General features: G+C 70.0%; 22 protein-coding genes. 15 read left to right on the top strand and 7 right to left on the bottom strand.

The features are described from left to right. Window positions 1-65: 65 nt before the first annotated feature. The gene (locus BJ971_RS01155; RefSeq protein WP_184988671.1) at window positions 66-1,625 is read right to left on the bottom strand and encodes a methyl-accepting chemotaxis protein; all 1,560 of its coding nucleotides are present in this window, start codon (window positions 1,623-1,625) and stop codon (window positions 66-68) included. Between the two features lie 153 nt (window positions 1,626-1,778). Between BJ971_RS01155 and BJ971_RS01150 the strand changes: the two genes are divergently transcribed. Continuing rightward, on the top strand, window positions 1,779-2,588 hold the full coding sequence (locus tag BJ971_RS01150; protein WP_239087704.1) for a peptidoglycan DD-metalloendopeptidase family protein: 810 nt from the start codon (window positions 1,779-1,781) through the stop codon (window positions 2,586-2,588). 56 nt (window positions 2,589-2,644) lie between these two features. Further along, window positions 2,645-3,481: a DUF3626 domain-containing protein gene (locus BJ971_RS01145; RefSeq protein WP_184998556.1), complete on the top strand. Its 837-nt coding sequence runs from the start codon at window positions 2,645-2,647 to the stop codon at window positions 3,479-3,481. 5 nt (window positions 3,482-3,486) lie between these two features. Here BJ971_RS01145 and BJ971_RS01140 read toward each other — a convergent pair whose 3' ends face one another. The 6 genes from BJ971_RS01140 to flgN all read right to left on the bottom strand — a co-directional run bounded on the left by BJ971_RS01140 (window position 3,487) and on the right by flgN (window position 9,569). Continuing rightward, window positions 3,487-5,631: a glycosyltransferase gene (locus BJ971_RS01140; protein ID WP_184988665.1), complete on the bottom strand. Its 2,145-nt coding sequence runs from the start codon at window positions 5,629-5,631 to the stop codon at window positions 3,487-3,489. Between the two features lie 89 nt (window positions 5,632-5,720). Continuing rightward, window positions 5,721-5,963 (bottom strand): carbon storage regulator CsrA, encoded by a 243-nt coding sequence (csrA, locus tag BJ971_RS01135; RefSeq protein WP_184988662.1) that lies wholly within the window; start codon window positions 5,961-5,963, stop codon window positions 5,721-5,723. A gap of 89 nt (window positions 5,964-6,052) precedes the next feature. Further along, a complete protein-coding gene (gene fliW / locus BJ971_RS01130; RefSeq protein ID WP_184988659.1) occupies window positions 6,053-6,451 on the bottom strand; it encodes a flagellar assembly protein FliW in 399 nt (132 codons plus the stop codon). Between the two features lie 349 nt (window positions 6,452-6,800). After that, window positions 6,801-7,685: a flagellar hook-associated protein FlgL gene (gene flgL, locus BJ971_RS01125; RefSeq protein ID WP_184988656.1), complete on the bottom strand. Its 885-nt coding sequence runs from the start codon at window positions 7,683-7,685 to the stop codon at window positions 6,801-6,803. Between the two features lie 10 nt (window positions 7,686-7,695). Then, the gene (gene flgK / locus BJ971_RS01120; protein ID WP_184988653.1) at window positions 7,696-9,084 is read right to left on the bottom strand and encodes a flagellar hook-associated protein FlgK; all 1,389 of its coding nucleotides are present in this window, start codon (window positions 9,082-9,084) and stop codon (window positions 7,696-7,698) included. Continuing rightward, complete coding sequence (gene flgN / locus BJ971_RS01115) at window positions 9,084-9,569, bottom strand: flagellar export chaperone FlgN (RefSeq protein WP_184988650.1); 486 nt, start codon at window positions 9,567-9,569, stop codon at window positions 9,084-9,086. Before flgN ends, flgK begins: the two co-directional genes overlap by 1 nt. A gap of 300 nt (window positions 9,570-9,869) precedes the next feature. Between flgN and BJ971_RS01110 the strand changes: the two genes are divergently transcribed. The 13 genes from BJ971_RS01110 to BJ971_RS01050 all read left to right on the top strand — a co-directional run bounded on the left by BJ971_RS01110 (window position 9,870) and on the right by BJ971_RS01050 (window position 20,729). Then, entirely contained in the window at window positions 9,870-10,658 is a 789-nt protein-coding gene (locus BJ971_RS01110; RefSeq protein WP_184988646.1) for a flagellin N-terminal helical domain-containing protein, read from the top strand. A gap of 181 nt (window positions 10,659-10,839) precedes the next feature. Further along, window positions 10,840-12,351 carry a flagellar filament capping protein FliD gene (fliD, locus tag BJ971_RS01105; RefSeq protein WP_184988644.1) on the top strand — a complete coding sequence of 504 codons (1,512 nt, stop codon included), beginning with the start codon at window positions 10,840-10,842 and terminating at the stop codon, window positions 12,349-12,351. 15 nt (window positions 12,352-12,366) lie between these two features. After that, a complete protein-coding gene (gene fliS, locus BJ971_RS01100) occupies window positions 12,367-12,756 on the top strand; it encodes a flagellar export chaperone FliS (RefSeq protein WP_184988641.1) in 390 nt (129 codons plus the stop codon). A 5-nt stretch (window positions 12,757-12,761) separates the two neighbouring features. Continuing rightward, window positions 12,762-13,082 carry a hypothetical protein gene (locus BJ971_RS01095; RefSeq protein WP_184988638.1) on the top strand — a complete coding sequence of 107 codons (321 nt, stop codon included), beginning with the start codon at window positions 12,762-12,764 and terminating at the stop codon, window positions 13,080-13,082. A 189-nt stretch (window positions 13,083-13,271) separates the two neighbouring features. Next, entirely contained in the window at window positions 13,272-13,619 is a 348-nt protein-coding gene (flgB, locus tag BJ971_RS01090; RefSeq protein WP_184988635.1) for a flagellar basal body rod protein FlgB, read from the top strand. Between the two features lie 5 nt (window positions 13,620-13,624). Further along, entirely contained in the window at window positions 13,625-14,020 is a 396-nt protein-coding gene (locus BJ971_RS01085) for a flagellar basal body rod protein FlgC (RefSeq protein ID WP_184988632.1), read from the top strand. Window positions 14,021-14,022: 2 nt separating this feature from the next. Then, a complete protein-coding gene (gene fliE, locus BJ971_RS01080) occupies window positions 14,023-14,376 on the top strand; it encodes a flagellar hook-basal body complex protein FliE (protein ID WP_184988630.1) in 354 nt (117 codons plus the stop codon). A gap of 1 nt (window position 14,377) precedes the next feature. After that, window positions 14,378-15,976: a flagellar basal-body MS-ring/collar protein FliF gene (gene fliF / locus BJ971_RS01075; RefSeq protein ID WP_184988627.1), complete on the top strand. Its 1,599-nt coding sequence runs from the start codon at window positions 14,378-14,380 to the stop codon at window positions 15,974-15,976. Window positions 15,977-16,015: 39 nt separating this feature from the next. Then, window positions 16,016-17,041: a flagellar motor switch protein FliG gene (gene fliG / locus BJ971_RS01070; protein ID WP_184988624.1), complete on the top strand. Its 1,026-nt coding sequence runs from the start codon at window positions 16,016-16,018 to the stop codon at window positions 17,039-17,041. After that, on the top strand, window positions 17,025-17,696 hold the full coding sequence (locus BJ971_RS01065) for a FliH/SctL family protein (protein ID WP_221478701.1): 672 nt from the start codon (window positions 17,025-17,027) through the stop codon (window positions 17,694-17,696). Before fliG ends, BJ971_RS01065 begins: the two co-directional genes overlap by 17 nt. Then, a complete protein-coding gene (locus BJ971_RS01060) occupies window positions 17,693-19,003 on the top strand; it encodes a FliI/YscN family ATPase (protein ID WP_184988621.1) in 1,311 nt (436 codons plus the stop codon). The genes BJ971_RS01065 and BJ971_RS01060 overlap by 4 nt, the downstream gene beginning before the upstream one ends. 101 nt (window positions 19,004-19,104) lie before the next feature. Further along, window positions 19,105-19,785, top strand: a complete 681-nt coding sequence (locus tag BJ971_RS40840; protein ID WP_239087713.1) for a flagellar export protein FliJ — start codon at window positions 19,105-19,107, stop codon at window positions 19,783-19,785. After that, window positions 19,782-20,729: a transglycosylase SLT domain-containing protein gene (locus BJ971_RS01050; RefSeq protein WP_184988618.1), complete on the top strand. Its 948-nt coding sequence runs from the start codon at window positions 19,782-19,784 to the stop codon at window positions 20,727-20,729. The genes BJ971_RS40840 and BJ971_RS01050 overlap by 4 nt, the downstream gene beginning before the upstream one ends. Window positions 20,730-20,741: the final 12 nt, after the last annotated feature.

The raw sequence follows: 20,741 nt of genomic DNA, 5'->3' as shown, positions 1-20,741 counted from the left end.
GAATACGGTGCTGCCCCGGCGTTGTCGACGGGGGCCGCGCCAGGTGCAGTCAGGGTGCGCCGTGCTCAGAGCTTGAACGCGCCGACCAGGGTGCGCAGCTCCTCCGCGGTACGCGCCACCTCGTCGCTGGCCTGCCGGCTCTGCGTGACGCCGTGCACCGCGGTCGAGCTGGCGGCGGAGACGTCGGTGATGTTCTCCGCGATCCGGCTGCTGCCCGAGGCCACCTCGCTGATGCTGCGGCTCATCTCGGCCGTCGTCGCGGTCTGCTCCTCGACCGCGCTCGCGATCGCCGTCTGGAACTCGTTGATCTTCGCGATAACCTCACTGATCCGGCCGATCACCTCCACCGCGCCGCCGGTGTCGTGCTGGATCGCGCTCACCCGCGAGCCGATGTCCTCGGTCGCCCGGGCGGTCTCCTGCGCCAGGTCCTTGACCTCGGAGGCGACCACGGCGAAGCCCTTGCCCGCGTCGCCGGCCCGGGCGGCCTCGATCGTCGCGTTCAGGGCGAGCAGGTTCGTCTGCTCGGCGATGGAGGTGATCAGCTTGATCACGTTGCCGATCTCCGCGGACGACTCGCCCAGCAGGCGGACGGTCTCGGTCGCGCGTGCGGCCTCGGCGACCGCGGCCGCGGCGATCTCGGCGGCCTCGCTGGTGCTGCGGGAGATCTCCCGGATGCTCAGGCCCATCTCCTCCGACCCGGCCGCGACGGTCTGCACGTTGCGGGAGATCTCCTCGGCCTCGCTGGACGCCGAGGTCATCCGCGCATCGGTGTGCTGAGCCGAGTCGGCGATCTGTGCGGCAACCGCCGAGAGCTCGGTGGCGGAACTGGCGAGCGTCTCGGCGTTCTGTTCGATCGTGCTGAGCGAGTGGTGGATCGCGGACAGGGCGCTGTCCAGCCCGACCGCCATGCGGCCGATCTCGTCGCGGCTGGTGATGCCGCTGCGCCGGGTGAGATCGCCGGCCGCCAGGGCTTCGATGACCTCGCCGAGCCGCCGCACCGGGCCCAGAATCGATCGCGCCAGCGGCACGGCCAGCCCGATGAGCAACACCATCGCGACGATGCCGACGATCCGGGCGGCCCAGGTCGTGGCCCGCACGGCGCTGTCCATGTCGGCACGCTCCTGCTTGACGGCCGCGACGACCTTCTCGTTGAGGGCGCCGAGCTGGTCGTCCACCGCGCTGTTCCGCTCGGCGATCTGGGCGATGTTCGCGTGCGCGGCGGCGCCGCCGGCGCCGGCCTGCGCGACGAAGTCCGCGATGAAGGCGCCGAAGCTGTCCACGGCCGGCCGGATCTGCGCGAACTCGGCGGGCAGGTCACCGGGCATGCCGACCGCCTCGACCGCGTCCGCGGCCTCGTCGGCCGAGGCGACGTCGTCGGCGACGTCCTGGGTGACGTCCTGGCCGAGGGCGGCGCGATAGGCGTCGACCTTCAGCTCACTCTGCCGGGTGTCCAGGTGGTTCAGCGCACCGAGGCCGGCCTCCAGCCGGCGCACCGTGTCGGCCTGGTCCACGACCTTGTTCTGGCCGGTCACCGCGATGTACCACATTCCGGCGATACCCAGCGCGCCGACGGCCACGATAACGCCCAGCCGCTTGGCGATCCCCAGTTCCATCAATCGCGACACGTGTGTCCCCCCGAAAGCCAGCATTGCCCCTGCGGACCTCTGCTCCGGCGGTCCATGATCGCGCCGCAGCGACTCAGGACCATCCTTCAGCCGGATCCGTGCGCCCGGGGCCGAACCCCTTGTTTTGACGCAACCCGTTCGAAGGGACCACGCGTGAAACGCCGACATATTCGCATCGCCGCAGCCCTGCTCACCGCCGCCGGCACGCTCGGCGCCCTACCCGCCGCGGCCGCCGTCACCAGGATCGCCGGCACCGGCCGGGTGGTCACCGCGGGCACCCCGCTCAACACGCGCAGCGGCCCGTCCGCGAGCAGCGCCAAGACCGGCACCCTCAGGAACGGCGCGACCGTCTCGATCGTCTGCCGGGTCGCCGGCGAATTCATCCGCGGCACCGTCCGGAACACCGGCTACTGGGACCGGCTCGCCGACGACAGCTACATCTCCGACGCGTACGTCCGGCGCCGCAACTTCCCGATACCCAGGTGCAGGAAGACCGCGCCGATGCCGGCCGTCACCGGCTCCTGGATGCTTCCCGTCACCGCCGGCCTGGTCAGCGGCTTCCGCCCCCCGGACCGCCCGGTGCACGACGGCGTCGACCTCGGCGCGACCCGCAACACCCCGATCCGCGCGGCCAGCGCCGGCAAGGTGATCAAGGTCGTCTGCAACGTCTCCGCGGGCAGCTGCGACGTCGACGGCAAGCTCACGCTGACCGGCTGCGGCTGGTACGCCGAGGTCCGGCACCCGGGCGACATCGTGACCCGGTACTGCCACATGGTGCGCCGCCCGGCCGTGACCGTCGGCCAGACCGTCACCCGCGGCACGATCCTCGGGTACGTGGGCAGCTCGGGCTCGTCCTCCGGCCCGCACCTGCACTTCGAGGTACACACCGGCAGCCCCGCGACGAGGGCGAACGCTATCGACCCGGTCGCCTTCATGCGCGCCCGCGGCCTGTACATCGGCTGAAGCCGGCGCACGGCATGATGCTCGTCGTGGATCTGACGGGCAGCGGAGCCGGAGACATGCACCCCTGCTGCCGGCGGGCGCTGCGGCACGTCGCCGCACGGGCCGCCGGCCGGCCGGTCGAGGCATCCCTGCGGATCAGCCTCAACTTCCATCCCGACCGCGTCGCCGCCGGCCGGCCGATCCTGCGGGCCCTCGCCACCGACGGGAGCTACCTGTCGCAGTTCGCGACCGGCACCAGCAACGGCGGGCTCACCGCGCATCCCGGCGGCGACCGCTGGCGCTGGGAGCAGAGCATGTTCGGCGGCGCGTACGACGACGCGCCAGCCCACGTCCGACCCGTTTACGGCGGGCTGAACTTCCGCCACAAGGTCGTCGGCGCGGCGCCCCGCTTCGGATCGGCGCACCTGCGGCTGACCGCGGCGGCCCTGGCCAGGGCGACGTTCTGTTATCCGGACAGCGTTCTCGAGCCGACCGCCTTCGCGGTCGCCGAGCGGATGTCCCTGATCGACCTCGCCACCGCCGATCGGCAGGACGAACTGGACGACTACATCGAGGCGCACGTCCACGGCGGCGTCCGGCTCGACCGCGACGTCGAGGCCCTGGTCCTCGACCCGAGCTACCGGAACACCGAGGTCGAGACCGCCGCCCGGCGGCTACCCTGCCCGCTCGAGTGGCACCCGGGATTTCGGCTCTCCGTCGCCGAACTGCACCGGCACCCCGGCTACCGCGGCCCGCGCTACGTCGACCTCGGCACCGCGCTCGCCGACGACGGCCACCTCACACCCCGGCTGATCGGCGACGCCGCCCGCAGCGGGAACCACGACCAACAGGACCTCAAACGGGTCTGGCACTACCTCGCGAGATTCGGCGCACCGGCCGGTCCGCCCACTTAGGAACGTCACACCGACGAGATCGCGGACGCCACCCCGGGTGCGAGCGCCCGCAGCTCCTTGAGCACCGCCCTGCTCTGGTCGTCGGGCACCAGGGCCAGCGCCTCGGAGAGCGGGGGGAGCGCCGCCTGGTCGCCGAACAACTCCAGCGCGGCGGCCGCGGCGAGCGCCCGATCCCGGGCGGAGCGGTCGGTGGCGGCCGCCAGGGCCAGCAGCGGGCAGTACCGCGCCAGCCCCTGTTCGCGCATCCGGCCCGACCATCGGATGGCGCTGTTCACCGGCAGCCGGCCGGCCAGCCAGACCACCACGCCGAAGAGCTGGGGATCGCCGGGGAAGCGTTCCCAGAGGGCCTCGACGACGGCCTCGGCGAGCGGCGGCGCCTCCGGCCGGGTGGCGTACAGCACCTCGCGGACGGCATGCTCCGGGATCAGCCTGGCCAGCTCGGCCACGTCGGAACCCGCGCCCTCCAGCACCTTGGCGATGTCACCGAGCGGCAGTACCAGGCGCCCGGCGCGCAGCTCGGCCCGCAGCAGCTCGGCCGCCTCGGCCGGCCGGCCGGTAGCCCTGAGGCTGATGATCTCGAACGGCCTCAGCCTGCGGCGGCCGGCCTCGACGCCAAGGTCGTTGAAGGCGTTCTCGGGTATGCCCCGGAGCAGCTCAAGCACCCGCTCGTGGTTGCCCTCGGCGGTGCGCACGACGATCTCCGACTGGTCGGTCGTCACCTGCTCGCGGGCGGCCGTGCGCAGCTCCGCGAGGGCCTCGTTCGCCTCCGGGAAGCGGCCCGTCTCCGCGCAGCACCGGATCAGGATGCTGAGCAGGCCGACCCGGATGAAGGCCTCGGGGTTTGCGGCGAGACCCGATCTGCAGGCGTCGATGGCGCCGGCCGGGTCGCCGGCGTCGCGCTCCGCCCGGGCGAAGTTGTAGAGCGCCTCCGGCCCGTCGGACTTGGCAAGCGCGGCGAGCCGGTGGTTGCGCCGGACCTTGTCCTTTGTCGCGACGGTGGCGCCGAGGTAGCCGGAGTGCGCCAGTGAGAGCGTCTCGGTGCGTTCGTTCTGCGGAACCTCGCCGGTGATCCGGTGGGTGACCTGTTCGTGCAGGCGGCCGCTGTAACGGTATTCGGCGGCCCGGAACAGGCGCGGTGACCAGACCGAGACGCTGCCGGCCCCGGTCGGGCTGTCCACATGCACCAGAAACGCGTCGAGCGTACGGCCGGCCGTTTCGAGCTGCTGCCGCAGCGCCTTGGGGTCGCCCCCGACGACCTCGTCGGCGTCGACGGTGAGCGCCCATCTGCCCCGGCAGTGTGCGAGGGACCGGTTGCGGGCGTCGCCGAAGTGGTCGTCCCAGTAGCCGTCGATGACGCGGGCGCCCATCTCACGGGCGATCTCCCGGGTCCGGTCGGTGGAACCGGTGTCGTAGACCACGATCTCGTCGGCCACCGCGCGCAGCACGTTCAGGCAGGTGGCGATCACCGCCTCCTCGTCCTTGACGATGAGGCTCGCCGACAGCAGCGGCGCGTCCGCCGGCGGCGCCGGCCGCAGCGCGCACTGCCTGCCGCCGAGGTGGGCGATCAGCGCGCTCTCGACGAGCACTAGCCGGCCCTGCTCGCGCAGTTCGGCGTACGGCATGTCCAGTGTGGGCCCGCCGGCGCGCTCCAGGGCCTCGCGGCGGACGGCGACGCAGACCGGGCCGAGCCGGTCGACGTCGGTCAGGCCGCGGTGGTCCTGGCGCCACTGCCGGGCGTACGCCTTGAAGACGGGGATGCCGGCCGCGGCCTCGGGCGGCAACCTGACCCGCTGCGGGCCGAGGCTGCGGTGGCACCGGGGCCCGGCGGCGACGACGGTGGGGTCGTCGAAGGCCGCGGCGATCGGCTCCAGCCAGTGCGGCGTCAGGACGGTGTCGCCGTCGAGCAGCACGACCACCGGGTTGGTGGTGGCGGCCAGCCCGGCCGACCAGCGGGCGGCGTGCTCCGGCGGGGTCTCGTCGACGACCGTCAGCCAGCGCTGTGTGCGGGCCTTGACAGCCAGGTCGTGGCGTTGCGGTGGGAGCACACAGACGACCTCGTCGCGCAGCCCGAGGGTGGGCCGCAGCCCGGACAGCAGGTTCTGGAAGTCGGCGGTGGTGCCGCCGGCGGTGACGATCACTGATACGGGCACGCGCATCACCTCTGGCCGATCAGCAGGCCGAGAGCCGGCTTCCTGTCGGGAACCGGCTCCGGCCTGTCGAAATCCTCGAATCGTCGTCGTCAGTCCGGCTTCGCGGCCGGGCGGAGACTCTCGGCCAGGGCCTGTACCGCCTCTTCGTTCGGCGACGCCGCCTCGCGGTTGGCGGCCTGTAGCTCCCGGTAGACCTCCTCGCGGTGCACCTGCACATCGCGGGGAGCCTGGATCCCGATCCGGATGAGGTCGCCCCGTGCCTCCAGCACGGTCACGATGACGTCATCGCCGATGATCACGCTCTCGCCGGCTTTCCTGGTCAGCACCAGCATCGCGGCCGCCCTTCGCCATCCGTGGACAGGACTTCACGCACCGTAGCCGCCGAGAGCGGTCGTTGCCGGGTGACCGCGCCGGACGGGTGTCACGCAGTGCGGTGCATGACCGCGCGGACCGGCATGCCGCTGTCCTGGAGGATGACCTGCATGGCACGGCGGCTGTCGCGGTCGACGATGATCGGGGCGAGCAGGTTGGCCGTTGTCTCCTCGACCCCGGCGGTGATGACGACCATGACCAGTAGCCGGTCCGGGTCCTTCGTGTTGAGGGCGGCGAGAACGTCGTTCTCGATCTCCGGCGCGTAGTCCGGGAAGAACGGCTCGGGCGGCGCCACCAGGAACCGGATGTTCGGGTCCTGGGTGGAAGTGAACGCGTAGAGCAGGCCCTGCTCGTTCAGCCGGACCAACACGAACTGCCGGTGCGCCGGGAATCCGGCCATCGGCGAGGCCATGTCGATGGTCGGCATGTCCAGCCAGGCGTCGGTCATGGTGGCCCCAATCAGTCGGGACGCGGTGCTAGTACTCATGGTCACCTCAGGAAGTCGATGAGCGAAGGCTGTTCGCCCTGGCCCCGGCGGCCAAGGCGGCCTGATACGACGCTACAGAGAGATATCGTCGATATCGGACAGTCGCGATGCCACAGACAACATTTGACCCTCAGTGAAGTCCCTCGTCTGCGTAATCCCACTCTACCGGGATCGAATCTCCGAATACCTGGAATCGGCGTTTTGCCAGATCACGGCAAGAAGGGATTGAAAGGCGGCGGCCGCCCTTCAATCCCTTCTTCACCACTAATACCAGGCCGTTCACAAAGACATCAGACGACCCTTACGTCACTCAGCGCAGATAGTCGAGGAGCGACGGCTGGATAACCTTGGCGGTCGCGGACAGCGCGGCCTGATATGCGGTCTCCTGAAGCTGCATCTCCATGATCGTCTGCGGCAGGTCGATGTCCTCGACATCCGAGATCTGGGACTTCAACGTCACCAGCCGGTCCAGCGCGGTCTCGCGCATGTTCTCCACCCGGTTGTAACGCGCACCAACGTCCGACAACGTCTGCTTGATGAGCGCGCTCGCGTCACCCAGCTTGTCCTGACCGTCGCGCAGCGCCGTCACATCGTTGGAGCGCAGGCTCGCCGAGAGTCCCTCGAGCACCGCGAAGAGCTGGTCGGGGCCGGTACCGAAGACGTTCGGACCCACCTCGGCGACCCGCACCTGCGCGTTGCTGCCCACCGTACGCAGCACCTCGCCGTTGTCGCCCAGATAGTTGCCGCTGCTGTCGTACGCCGCGTTGCCCGTCGTGGTGCCGCCGAACACCGGCCGGCCCAGGTACGTGGTGTTCGCCGAGCCGATCAGCGACTGCCGGATGTTGTCGATCTCCACGGCCAGCGCCTCGCGCGACTGCTGCGTCGAGGTACCGCTCTGGCTCTGGATGGCCAGGTCCCGCGCCCGGTTCAGCTGGGTCAGCGACTGGGTGAGCGTGTTGTCGACGGTGTCGAGCCAGCCCAGGCCGTCGTCGGCGTTGCGGGAGTACTGCTCGTTGACCCGCGACTCGCCGCGCAGCTGCATCGACGACACCGTGCCGGTCGGCGAGTCCGACGGCCGGTTGATCTGCTTGCCGCTGGACAGATGCTCCTGGATCTTGGCGCTGCGGGCGACGTTGCGCTGCAGGTTGGCAAGCACCCGGGTGGTGATGCTGCCTTCGGTGACCCTCAACTGCATGTCGTCCTACCTACCTTCCGACCAGGCCGGTGCGATTGATCAGCTGGTCGAGCATCGAGTCGATCGTGGTCAGGACCCGGGAGGCCGCCTCGTACCCACGCTGGAACGTCAGCAGGTTCGTCATCTCCTCGTCGAGGTTGACGCCTGCCTCCGCTTCCCGGGCCGAGTCGATCTGCAGGGCGATGTTGCTCTGAATATCGGCACGGCGGCCGGAGGTCTGAGAGGCGACGCCCAGATCGGCGATCATGTTCTGGTAGGCCTTGTCCGGACCGTCGGTACGCTCGCCGGTACGCGACAGCAGATCGGCGACCGACCCGTCGAAGGTGCCGGGGGTCGGTGCCGCGCCGACCTGCTCCGGCTTGTCCATGTCGAGAGCGACGGCGATGGTGCTCGCGCTGTCACCGGAGAAGAACGGCCGGCCGCCGACCCCGTCCAGGCCGTACGCCGTGGTGTGCACGGCGTTGACCGTGTCGGCGAGCTTCTTGGCCACGTCGTCGAGCTTGGTGGCCATGCCCGGGATGACGGTGCTGAGGGCGTCGATCATCGCGCCCATCCGCCCGCCCGAGGTCGCCGTCGTGCCGTTGTCCTTCCACGTCAGCTGCACGGGGTCGCCGGCCTGGTCCTCGAGCCGCGCGGCACCGTTCACCTCGACGGTGCGCGTGTTGAACTCGCTGACCAGGTTGGCGCCGCCGACGAAGACGTCCATCGCGCCGTTGGGCCGCTTCGAGGCAGTCGCGCCGACCATCTCGGCCAGGTGCATGACGTGCAGGTCGCGCTGGTCCTCCAGCTCGTTGACCGTCGCGCCGGACGCCTTGGCCAGCACGATGCTCTTGTTCAGGTCGGCGATCGCCGTCGCGGTCTGGTTGACCTCGGCGGAGAAGGCGGCCGCCTCGCCGCGCAGGTCCTTCCAGTGCGAGGCCAGCGAGCCGTACGCGTTGTGCAGGCCGTCCACCACCGTCGCGCTCTGCTGCAACAGCGCGGAGCGGGCCGCCGGGTCGTTCGGCGCGTTCGCGACGTCGGCCCAGCCGCCCCACATGTCGTGGAACTGCGCCTGGAGCGCGGTGTCGCCCGGCTCACCGAAGACGTCCTCGATCGAGTTGTAGATCGCCGCCTGGTTGGTCAGGTACGAGCTGCTGGCGTGCTCGGTGCGGCCGCGCTCCTCCAGGAACTCGTTGCGCAGCCGCTGCACGCTCGTCACCTCGACGCCGTCGCCGAGACCGTCGGAGCGGGCGTACATGGCGGCCGAGCTCCCGCCGACCACCGACTGCATGTTCACGCGCTGCCGGGAGTATCCCTGTGTGTTGGCGTTCGCGATGTTCTGGCCCGAGACATCAAGCCCGCGCCGGTTGGCGTAAAGGCCGGTCAGTGCGGTGTTCAGGGAACCAAAGGAACTCGACATCAGATCGCCTCATCTACCAGGCTCGGACGGCGTGCGCCGCCGAATACGGTTTTGCCCTGCGGGTCATAGGTCTCCACGTTGCCCGCGAACGCGAGCATCGTGTCGCGGGTCGCCCGCTGGCCCGCGGTGAGCAGCTCACGGTTGGCGCCCGCCATGCCGCTGATCTCGGAGGTCAGCGTCAGGAACGCCTTGCGGTGCTGCTGCAACAGTTCCGACCAGGGTGCCGGGGCCGCATCGGCCAGCTCGCCCAGCGACGCCTCCGCCGACAGGCCCAGCTCCAGCGCGACATCCTGCGAGTAGGCGGCGCGGGCGATCTCGGTCTGCCGCATCTGCTCCAGCACCACCTCGACCTCCCGGGTGGCGTGCGGCAACCAGCGGTTCCGGCCCGCGGCGAGGATGAGCTGCTCCTCCTCGAGCTTGAACAGCAACAGTTCCAACAGTTCACGCGAACGCCACAGCACGCTGGAAAGGTCGGTCAGGCTCACCCGCGGCTCCTCCCTATCGGCTCGGGCGGGATCGGCCTCACGCGGCCGTTCCCCTGCACTCGGACAGGTCGGCACGTTCTCTGGGCAACTGAGGGGTTCCGGCCGATTGGGGAGGCCGGCGGGCGCCGGTGCCCGGTTGCATATATAAGGCATCCCGCGAGCGGGCCGGCGACCTCAAAAAATATTCAAGAATTCCGGGGCGCTCTCCTCATCACCGGCGGGGCCCCGCCGAATAGTCATGGCGTAACACCCCGGCTCACGGATGAGTCGAATCGGGCCCCACTCAAGGAGGAAATTCAAATGGGTCTTCGCATCAACCAGAACATCGCCGCCCAGAACGCCTACCGGAACCTGTCGGTCACGGACACGCAGATGGGCAAGTCGCTCGAGAAGCTGTCCTCTGGCTTCCGGATCAACCGGGCGGCCGACGACGCGGCCGGCCTCGCCATCAGCGAGGGCCTGCGCAGCCAGATCGGCGGCCTCAAGGTCGGCGCTCGCAACGCGCAGGATGGCATCAGCGTCGTGCAGACCGCTGAAGGTGCGCTCACCGAGGTTCACAGCATGCTGCAGCGCATGAACGACCTCTCGGTGCAGTACAAGAGCGGCGTCCAGGGCACCGACTCGCAGGCCGCGCTGGCCGGTGAGTTCACCGCCCTTCAGTCCGAGATCACCCGTATCGCGGACAACACGAAGTTCAACGGTGTCACCCTGTTCAACGACGCTGACCTGGCCTTCCAGGTTGGTTACGACACCAACGACACGATCACGGTCGACGGCGCCGCGGCGCTGAAGAAGATCGACACCAGCGCTGCCGTCATCACCGACAGCACGACGGTGCAGACCGCGATCACCGGTATCTCGACCCAGCGTGCCTCGCTCGGTGCGCTCCAGAACCGCTTCGAGCACACCGTCAACTCGGTGAACGTCGCGGTCGAGAACCTGTCCGCGTCGGAGAGCCGGATCCGCGACACCGACATGGCGCAGGAGATGATGTCCTTCACCCGGTCGCAGATCCTGTCCCAGGCCGGCACCGCCATGCTGTCGCAGGCGAACCAGTCGCAGCAGGGCGTGCTTTCCCTGCTCCGCTGATCGGCGTTCCTCACAACCGCATAGCGAATCTGCCGAGCTGAAAAGCTCAGTCAACTGAATAGACAACCGAAGAGACGGGCGGTCGGCATCGCCGACCGCCCGTCCCTGTCCCGCACCACGGGCGAACAGCGAAGGGGGGAACGCTGCGATGGGCATGACCGTTGACGGTCTCGTTTCCGGTTTGAGCACCACGGACACCATCAATCAACTGATGCAGGCCGAGGCGCTCCCGCAGACCGCGCTCAAGAACAAGGTCACCACCCAGAACAAGGTGGTCTCCGCGTACCAGTACGTGAACACCAAGATGGCCGCCCTGGCGTCCGCCGCGAAGGCGCTCGGCGACCCGGCCTCCTGGGGCGCGATGAAGGCGACGAGCAGCTCCGACGCCGCCGTCGTCACGGCCGGCGTCGGCGCCTCCGCCGGCTCGGTCAGCTTCCGGGTCGAGTCCGTGGCCGCGACACACACCATGACCTTCACCGGCCAGACGGTCGCCTCCCCCACCGACGCCGTCGGATCGCCGGTCCTGAGCGGCAGCACGTTCGACATCACGCTCAAGGACGGCAGCACCAAGACGCTCACGCCGGCGGACCAGTCGCTGCAGGCGATGGTCGCCGCGATCAACGGTGTGTCCGACTCGATGTACAAGGCGTCCGCCGTGCAGATCGGCTCGGGCCAGTACACGCTGCAGCTGACCGCCAAGACGAGTGGCACCGCCGCCGCGTTCGACGCCACCAAGCTGCCCACCGGCCTGAACCTGGGCACCGCGTCGACCACCGTGCAGGGCAGCGACGCCATGCTCCGGATCGGCGAGGACGCGGTGGACGCCAACGGCGACCCGCTCCTGGACGGCAACGGCGACCCGGTCTCGCAGTCGTACACGATCAGCTCGGCGACCAACACCTTCGCCAACGTGCTGCCCGGCCTGACCATCACGGCCACCCGGAAGCAGTCCGCCACCGACGCGCCGGTCACCGTCAGCACCACCGCCGACGCCGACGCCGTCGCCGCCAAGGTGCAGTCGCTCGTCGAGAGCCTGAACTCCGCGCTGACCGAGATCAACATGCAAACCAAGATCAAGACCGCTACCACCGCGGCCGGCGCGCTGGCGGGCGACTCCACCATGCGCGCGCTCCGGCAGGACCTGCTGAGCAGCGTCTCCGGCGGCGTGACCGGCGTCGATCCGCTCAACCCCGGCGTCACCAACAGCTTCGCCGACATCGGCGTCACGCTGAGCCGGGACGGCGTCATCACGTTCAACAAGGAGACGTTCCTCGCCAAGTTGGCGGCGGACCCGGAGAAGACGCAGCGGTACTTCGACTCCTACACCGAGACCGACTCCAAGGACCCCGTCAACAACCCGGGCGGCCTCGGCACGGAGGGCAAGTACCAGGCCGACTTCGACGTCGCCCGGGGACTCGGCCGCAAGCTGGAGAACCTCTCGCTGCTGGCCACCGAGGGCGTCATCCGCCCCGGCGATCCGGCGAGCAAGGCCAAGCAGGGCACGCTCCAGGCGCTGATCCAGCGCCGCAACGACAGCATCAGCGACCTCAACGACCAGGTAAGCAACTGGGACGACCGGCTGGCACTGCGCCGGACCGGACTCGAGCGCCAGTTCGCCACCCTCGAGACCGCTCTCAGCAAGATGAAGCAACAGTCCAGCTGGCTCGCCGGTCAGCTGGCCAGCCTCGGTTGATGAAATGAGCCGTCGATGACCTCTCCAACACCAGCCATGCGCGAGCGCTACCTCGCCGACTCCATCGCCACGGCATCCCCGGCGAAGCTGCTGATGATGCTCCTCGACCGCCTCGTGCTGGACCTGACCCGCGGCGAGCAGGCCCTGCTCGCGGGCAACCGGCCCGAGGCACGGGAGAACCTGCTGCACGCACAGGACATCGTCATGGAGCTGCACACCACGCTGGACGTCAACGTCTGGGAGGGCGCCGCCGACCTGGCCCGCCTGTACGCCTACGTGACCACCGAGCTGATCAACGCCAACGTGCAGGGCGACGCGGTAAAGGTGCGCCAGTGCCGTGACCTGATGGAGCCGCTACGCGACACCTGGCGCGAGGCGGCACTGGCACCCAGCGCGGCGGGCTGATCACGATGGCCGCCTGGCGGGAGGAATGGGTCGCCGCGCTCGACGCGCTGGAGGCCGACGTCGAGACGATCGAGCGACTGATCGAGGACGAGCACCGCGTGCAGGCGCTGCCCGCCGCGAATCCGTGGTCACCGCCGGCCGAACTGAGCGCGCTGCCGCTGGACCTCAAGCCGCGCGCCGACCGGATCCTGGCACGCCAGATCGCCGCGGCCCACGCGGTCAGCACGGCGATCACCGGAAATCGTCGGCAGACGGCGTACGCGGCCAAGATCGAGGTCGGCACCGCCGGCAAGGCGATACCGGCATACGTCGACTGCAACGCCTGACCCACCAGTGTCAGCGAAACAAAGAGCCCGGGACCCACAAGGTCCCGGGCTTTTTTGTGCAACCGACAGGCAACCGTTTGTCCCTCAGCGGACCGCCGGGCAGGCCGAAGCGATATGTACGAGCAAAGGACTGCTCTTTGACAACTGCCACGGACCGGCGCGCTTTCTACCCCTGGAAGGAATACTGCCGTGTTCGACGACGTCGCATCGTCCTCGCTCCGCGTCGCGGTGGCCGGCCTGTCCGCTCGGCAGAACGCCATCGCCAACAACATCGCCAATATCGAGACCCCGGGCTACCAGGCTCGTAAGGTCAAGTTCGAGGAGGCACTGAGCGGCGCCGTCGCTTCCGGCCGGTCGCCCTCGACCGTCACGCCGAGCGTGCAGAACTCGCTGGAGCCGACCCGACTGAACGGCAGCAACGTCAACCTCGACGAGGAGACGCTGTCGCACATCGACACGACGATGCGCTACCAGCTCGCCATCCGCGCCCTCGACGGCAAGTACAGCCTGATCCGCGACGCGATCAAGGGGGCGTGAGGTAGATGAGCACCTTCAACGCGATCGGCACGGCTGCCACCGGCGTGACCGTCTACCGCAAGTGGCTCGACGCGGTCTCCGACAACATCGCCAACATCGACAACGTCAGCAAGACGTCCGAGAACGCCTTCCAGGCCCGCTACGTCATCGCCCAGGAGGCGCAGGACGGCAACGGCGCGCAGGTGGGCGGCATCGCCCTCGGCAGCGCGGAGGGCATCCTCTCCTACGACCCGGACAACCCGATGGCCGACACCGAGGGCTACGTCCGCCGGCCGGACATCGACCTCGGCAGCCAGATGGCCCAGCTCATGATGGCGCAGCGCGCCTACCAGGCGAATCTCTCGGTCGTCGACCGAGCCCGTGAGTCCTACAGTGCCGCAATCCAGCTCGGGAGGGCCTGATAATGACTTCTCCGATCGGCGCGATCAGCGCACTCAGCGGTCTTTCCGGCGTGGGCGGTGTGGGCGGTGTTGGCGGTGTCTCCGGCATCGACGGCCTGCCCGGCGCGAGCGCCGCCAGCGCCGTCACCGGCCCGAACACCGACTTCGCCGGCATGCTCTCCAAGGGTCTCGAGAACGTTCAGGCCTCGCAGAACAACGCCGCGGACCTGGCGGTCCAGGTCGCCAACGGCACGCTGCAGGACCCCGCGCAGTACACGATGGCCTCCACCGAGGCCGCGCTCGGGCTCCAGCTCACCATGGCGATCCGCAACAAGGCAGTGGAAGCCTTCCAGGAGATCATGAGGATGCAGGCCTGATATGACGGATCGTCTTCCCGCGCCCGTACGCAAGGTAGGCGAAACCTTCAAGTCCTTCACCACGGGGCAGAAGGTGGTCACCATCGCCGCCGTGCTCGCCCTGCTCATCGGCGGATACTTCTTCGCCACATGGGCATCGAAGCCGTCGTACTCCGCGCTGTTCAGCAACCTGTCGAGCAAGGACGCCAGCGCGATCGTCGAATCGTTGCAGAAGTCCGGCACACCCTACGAGCTGTCCAACGGCGGCAGCACCATCATGGTCCCCCAGGACCAGGTCTACGACCTGCGGCTACAGCTCAGCGGCGAGGGCCTGCCGGGCGAGTCGGACACCGGTTACGCGCTGCTGGACGAGCAGGGCATCACCACCAGCGACTTCATGCAGCACACGAACTACCAGCGGGCGCTGGAAGGCGAGATCTCCAACACCATCAAGTCGATCGACGGTGTCGAGGCGGCCACGGTGCACCTGGTGATGCCGCAGAAGGACGTCTTCTCCGACGACCAGAAGAAGACCACCGCCTCCGTGCTGGTGCAGTCGAGCCCGAACGAGCCGCTCACCACCCAGCAGGTGCAGGCGATCGTGCACCTCGTCGCGTCGAGCGTCGAGGGCCTCGAGCCCGAGCAGGTCACCGTGGCCGGCGCGGACGGAAAGATCCTGTCCACCGGCGGCGGCGCCGCGGTGGCCACCGGCAGCGAGAGCGGCTCGGAGTCGCAGACGGTCGCGTTCCAGAACCGTATGAACGCCTCGTTGCAGCACATGCTGGACAGCGTCGTCGGCCCCGGCCACGCCGTGGTGACGACCACCGCCCAACTGGACTACGACCAGACCGAGACCACCACCGAGTCGTACACCTCGGACCCGTCCGTCGCCGCGCTCTCGGAGAGCATCAGCCGCGAGGCCTACAACGGCAACGGCACCGGCAGCGGCGGCGTGCTCGGCCCGGACAACATCCAGGTGCCGAACGGCACGACCAGCACGGCCGGCACCGGCCAGTACGAGCAGAGCGACGTCGTCCGCAACAACGCGGTCAACAAGACCACCGAGGCTCGCAAGAGCGCGCCGGGCAGCATCGAGCGGCTGAACGTGGCCGTGCTGCTGGACAGCACCACCGCCGGCAACGTCAACCAGGCCGACGTGCAGGCGCTGGTCAGCGCCGCTGCCGGCATCGACGCGACCCGCGGCGACACCGTGGCCATCAGCGCGATGCCGTTCGACACCAGCGCCGCCACCGCGGCGCAGGACGCACTGGCGCAGTCCGCGGCCGCCGAGAAGTCGGCGAAGCAGACCTCGCTGATCAAGACCGCGGCGATGGCGGTTGTGGTGCTGTTCCTGATCTTCCTGGCCTGGCGGGCCAGCCGGCGCGCCAAGAAGCGCAAGGCGCTGTCACCCGCCGAGCTCAAGCACCTCGAGGACATGCAGGCCGCACTCGAGCAGCAGCGCCTGGCCGAGCTGAACGCGGCGATCCCGTCGCCGGCGATCGAGGCCGCCAACGCCGACTTCGAGGCCATCGAGGAGCGGCAGCGCGAGATCGAGCGGATGGTTCAGGAGCAGCCCGAGGAGATGGCCACCCTGCTGCGTGGCTGGCTCAGTGCACGCTGACCCGGCTCGCTACCGCCCCTGGTTCAAGGAGGACACGCGTTGACCACACCGGCGCTGACCACGACGTCGATGACCGGCCTGCGCAAAGCCGCCATCCTGCTGGTACGCATGGGCAAGGAGCACTCCAGCCGGGTGCTCGGTGCGATGAACGAGAACGAGGTCGAGGAGCTCTCCGCGGAGATCGCCCGGCTCGGCAAGCTCGAGGCCGAGGTGGTCGTCGACGTCATCGACGAGTTCTACGCGATGGCGACGACCAAGCACGCGGGCTCGGGCGGCATGGCGTACGCACGCGAACTGCTCGAGGCGTCGCTGGGCGCCGAGCGGGCCCAGCTGATCCTGGACCGGCTGCAGGCGTCGATGACGGACATGCCGTTCAACTTCCTCAGCCACGCCGACCCGCGCCAACTGCTCTCCTACGTGCAGCACGAGCACCCGCAGACGATCGCGCTGGTGCTGGCGCACATCCCTTCGGCGCTGGCCAGCTCGATCCTGTCCGGGCTCGCGCCCGAGGTGCAGTCGGACGTCGCGCACCGCATCGCCGTCATGGACCGCACCTCGCCGGACGTGATCCGCCAGGTCGAGGTGGCACTCCAGCGCAAGCTCTCCACGGTGCTTCAGCCCGACGAGCTCTCCACGGTCGGCGGCCTGGACCCCCTGGTCGACATCATCAACCGGGCCGACCGCACCACCGAGCGGCTCATCCTGGAGGCCCTCGAGGCCCGCAACCCGGAGATCGCCGAGGAGATCCGCCGGCGGATGTTCATGTTCGAGGACATCACCAGCCTCGACGACCGCTCGGTGCAGCTGGTGCTGCGCCAGGTCGAGCCGGCCGACCTCGCCACGGCGCTCAAGGGCGTCGCCGAGCCGGTCCGCGACAAGGTCACCGGCAACCTGTCCGAGCGCGGCCGGGAGAACCTGCTCGAGGAGATGGACCTGATGGGCCCGGTCAAGGTGAAGATGGTCGAGGAGGCCCAGCAGAAGATCGTCTCGGTGATCCGCCAGCTCGAGGACTCCGGCCAGATCGAGATCCAGCGCGGCGGCGAGGCCGATGAGCTTATCGCCTGACGACCCGATCCTGCGCGGGAGCGTGGCCGAGGCCGCCATCGCCGCCCGGTTCGGCGTGGACCTGCGGCGTGGCGTGCCGCCCGACAGCGAGCCGGTCGAGCGGGCGAAGCAGGAGGCGCGCACCGCGGGGTACGCCGAGGGCTGGGCGCGGGGCCAGCGGGCCGCCGCGGTCGAGGCCGAGGCCTCCGCGGAGCGGGCCCGGGTCCGCGAACAGGCGCACGACCAGCGCCGCGCGACCGCTCTCGCCCAGGCCGTCAACGCACTGGGGCGGGCCGTCACCGGCCTCGAGGACCAGATGCAGCCGACGCTGCACGACCTGGAGGACGCCGTGCTGGCGCACGCCTTCGAACTGGCGGAGGCGATCGTCGGGCGGGCCATGGACGATCCGGAGGGGCGGGCCGTCGCGGCGCTGCGCCGGGTCATGAACACCGCGCCCGAGCAGGGCCGGATCGTCGTGAGCCTGCATCCGGACGACTTTCTCAATCTGACCGGTACCGCAACCGACGCCGACTACAACTACGAGGGTCGGCCGGTGCACCTGCGGCCCGACCCGGCGCTGAGCCCCGGCGACGCGGTGGCCGAGACCGGCACCACGACCGTCGACGCCACCATCGCCACCGCCGTGGAGCGCGCCCGGGAGGCCCTGAGACTGTGACCGACGTCTTCCGAAACCGCATCGACGCCGCCGTGAGCGCGGCGCGTCCGCTCAGCCGGGGCAAGGTCACCGGCGCGGTCGGCCTCCGGGTCACCGTCAGCGGGCTGGACGCGCGGGTCGGAGAGCTGTTGCAGATCGGCGAGGGCGCCGACGCCGTGCTCGCGGAGGTCGCCGCGATCGACGGCGAACGCCTGTCCTGCCTGCCGCTCGGCCCCATCGCGGGCATGAGCACCGGCAGCCCAGTGGTCTCGACCGGCGGCCCGCTGCGCGTCGCCGTCGGCCCGGACCTGCGCGGCCGCATCCTGGACGGCCTGGGCCGTCCGATGGACGGCGGCCCGCCGCTGCGGGGTGAGCTTGTCGGCATCGACGCCGCCCCGCCCTCGGCGATGGAGCGCCAGCTTGTCGACGCGCCGATGCCGCTGGGGGTACGGGTGCTGGACACGCTCGTGCCGTGCGGGCGCGGGCAGCGTATCGGCATCTTCGCCGGCTCCGGCGTCGGCAAGTCCACCCTGATGTCGATGATCACCAGGGGCACCACCGCGGAGCTCAACGTCGTCGCCCTGGTCGGCGAGCGCGGCCGCGAGGTGCGCGAGTTCATCGAGCACGACCTCGGCCCCGAGGGCCTGGCCCGTTCGGTGGTGGTCATCGCGACCTCGGACACCCCGCCGCTGGTACGGCTCCGGGCCGGCTCGGTCGCCACCCGGATCGCGGAGTACTTCCGCGACGAGGGCGGCGACGTGCTGCTGATGATGGACAGCGTCACCCGCGCGGCGATGGCGCAGCGCGAGGTCGGCCTGTCGGTCGGCGAGCCGCCGGCCACCCGCGGCTATCCCCCGTCGGTCTTCGCGATGCTCGCGTCGCTGCTGGAACGGGCCGGTCCCGGCGCACGGGGCAGCATCACCGGCCTCTACACCGTGCTGGTCGAGGGCGACGACCACAACGAGCCGATCGCCGACGCGGCCCGCTCGATCCTCGACGGGCACATCGTGCTCGACCGCAAGCTGGCCACCGCGGGACACTTCCCCAGCGTCCAGGCCCTCGACTCGATCTCCCGGGTCGCCAACCGCATCACCAGCCCCGAGCAGCGCAGCGACGCCACCGAGCTGCGCCGGATGATGGCCGCGCACCGCGACGTGCGCGAACTGGTCGAGATCGGCGCCTACGTGTCCGGCACCAACCCGGACGCCGACCGCGCCACCGCGCTCTGGCCGCAGATCACCGCGTTCCTGCGCCAGGGACTGGACGAGAAGGTCGTCGCCGCCGACGCCTGGCACGACCTGCGGCAGCTCATCGCCGCCGCGACCTGACAAACCGCACGGGTGCAGGTCGGGTGCAGGCGCTAAGCCGTTCCCGGACCGGGCCGACCGGACTTGGTGAGGCAGCCACGTCTAGGTCCTCGGGAGGTCCTGTGAATCGCCTGTTCCGGCTCGGTCCAGTGCTGCGCGCCCGCAAGGCTCAGGAGGACGCCGCCCGCGGCGCCGTCCTCCAGTCCCGCCAGGAGATCGTCCACGCGCAGGCGCTGGTCAAGCGCCGCCAGCTGGACCTGGCCGGCGCGGACGCGCCCGACGAGGGCACCGCGCGGGCCATGGTCGCCTCCCTGGTCGCCCGGCAGTCGATGGCGGCGACCCTCTCCGGCGCGCACCGGATGGTGGCCGACGCCGAGGCGGCGGCCCTGGAGAAGCAGCTCGTGCTCGCCGACGCGGCGAAGCGGCGCCGGGCGGTGGAGTCGATGGCCGAGCGGCACGCCGAGGCGGTCCGCGCACACGACCTGCGCACCGAGCAGAACAACCTCGACGAGATGGCGGTGACGGCGAAGGCCCGCAACGCCGCCCGCGGCGTCGACGCGTCCAGCGAGCAGCGCGCCAACGCGCTCCGGCACGGCAACGGCACCGCCTCGGACCGCGAGGACGCCGCCCGCCGGACCGCCGGCGCCGTCGCGGCGCAGCGCACGGTCGTCAACCTGGGCGACGCGCGCCAGTCGATCGACGCCTCCCGGTCCATGCTCGCGCTCGCCGCTAAGCGCAACGCCGGTCACGCCGAACTCGATGACGAAAGCACCACCGACGAGATCACCGGGGGCCGCGCATGATGGGTGTTCAGGGCGTCATGTCCCGCATCACCGAGCTCAGGACCCAGCTCGGGATCGTGCCCCCCACCAACGGCACCGCGTTCGCCAGCGCCCTCAACGAGGCCGGCGGCAAGATCGGCAACACCGGCGGCACCGGGGTGACGGGTCAGGCGGTGGTCGACGCCGCCAAGAAGTACCTCGGCACCCCGTACGTCTTCGGCGGCACCGATCCGGCCAAGGGGCTGGACTGCTCGGCGCTGGTGCAGCGGGCGTACAAGGATCTGGGTATCGACCTGCCGCGCACCGCCGCGGAGCAGGCGAAGGCCGGCACCAAGGTCGACAGCCTGAAGGACGCCCGGCCCGGTGACATCCTCGCCTTCGACTCGCCCGTCGACCACGTCGCCATCTACCTGGGCGACAACAAGATGATCGCGGCGCCGAAGCCCGGCGACCACGTCAAGATCCAGTCGGTCTACGAGACGCCGACGCACATCCGTCGCGTCGTCGGCACCGAGGCCGCGGCCGGCGTCGACGCCGCCGGTGCCGTGCGCCCCGCCAGCCTCCAGAACTCCGCCTCGCTGGCCGGCGTCCCGTACGCGGACATGTTCCTCGCGGCCGGCGCGAAGTACAACGTGTCGCCGAAGCTGCTGGCCGCCGTCGCGAAGGTCGAATCGGGCTACAACCCGAAGGCCGTGAGCCCGGCCGGCGCGCAGGGCCTGATGCAGCTCATGCCGGGTACCGCCCGGGGCCTCGGCGTCGACAACTCGTTCGATCCGCGGCAGGCCATCAACGGCGCGGCGAAGCTGCTCTCCAGCCATCTCAAGGAGTTCAAGTCGCTCCCGCTGGCGCTGGCCGCGTACAACGCGGGCGGCGGCAGCGTGCACAAGTACGGCGGCATCCCGCCGTTCTCCGAGACACAGGCATACGTGCCCAAGGTCCAGAAGGCCTTGGCCGCGCTCGGCTGAGCACCGCACACA

Source organism: Amorphoplanes digitatis (genome assembly GCF_014205335.1).
Lineage (GTDB): Bacteria > Actinomycetota > Actinomycetes > Mycobacteriales > Micromonosporaceae > Actinoplanes > Actinoplanes digitatus.
This window is presented reverse-complemented; position numbering and strand designations above follow the sequence as displayed.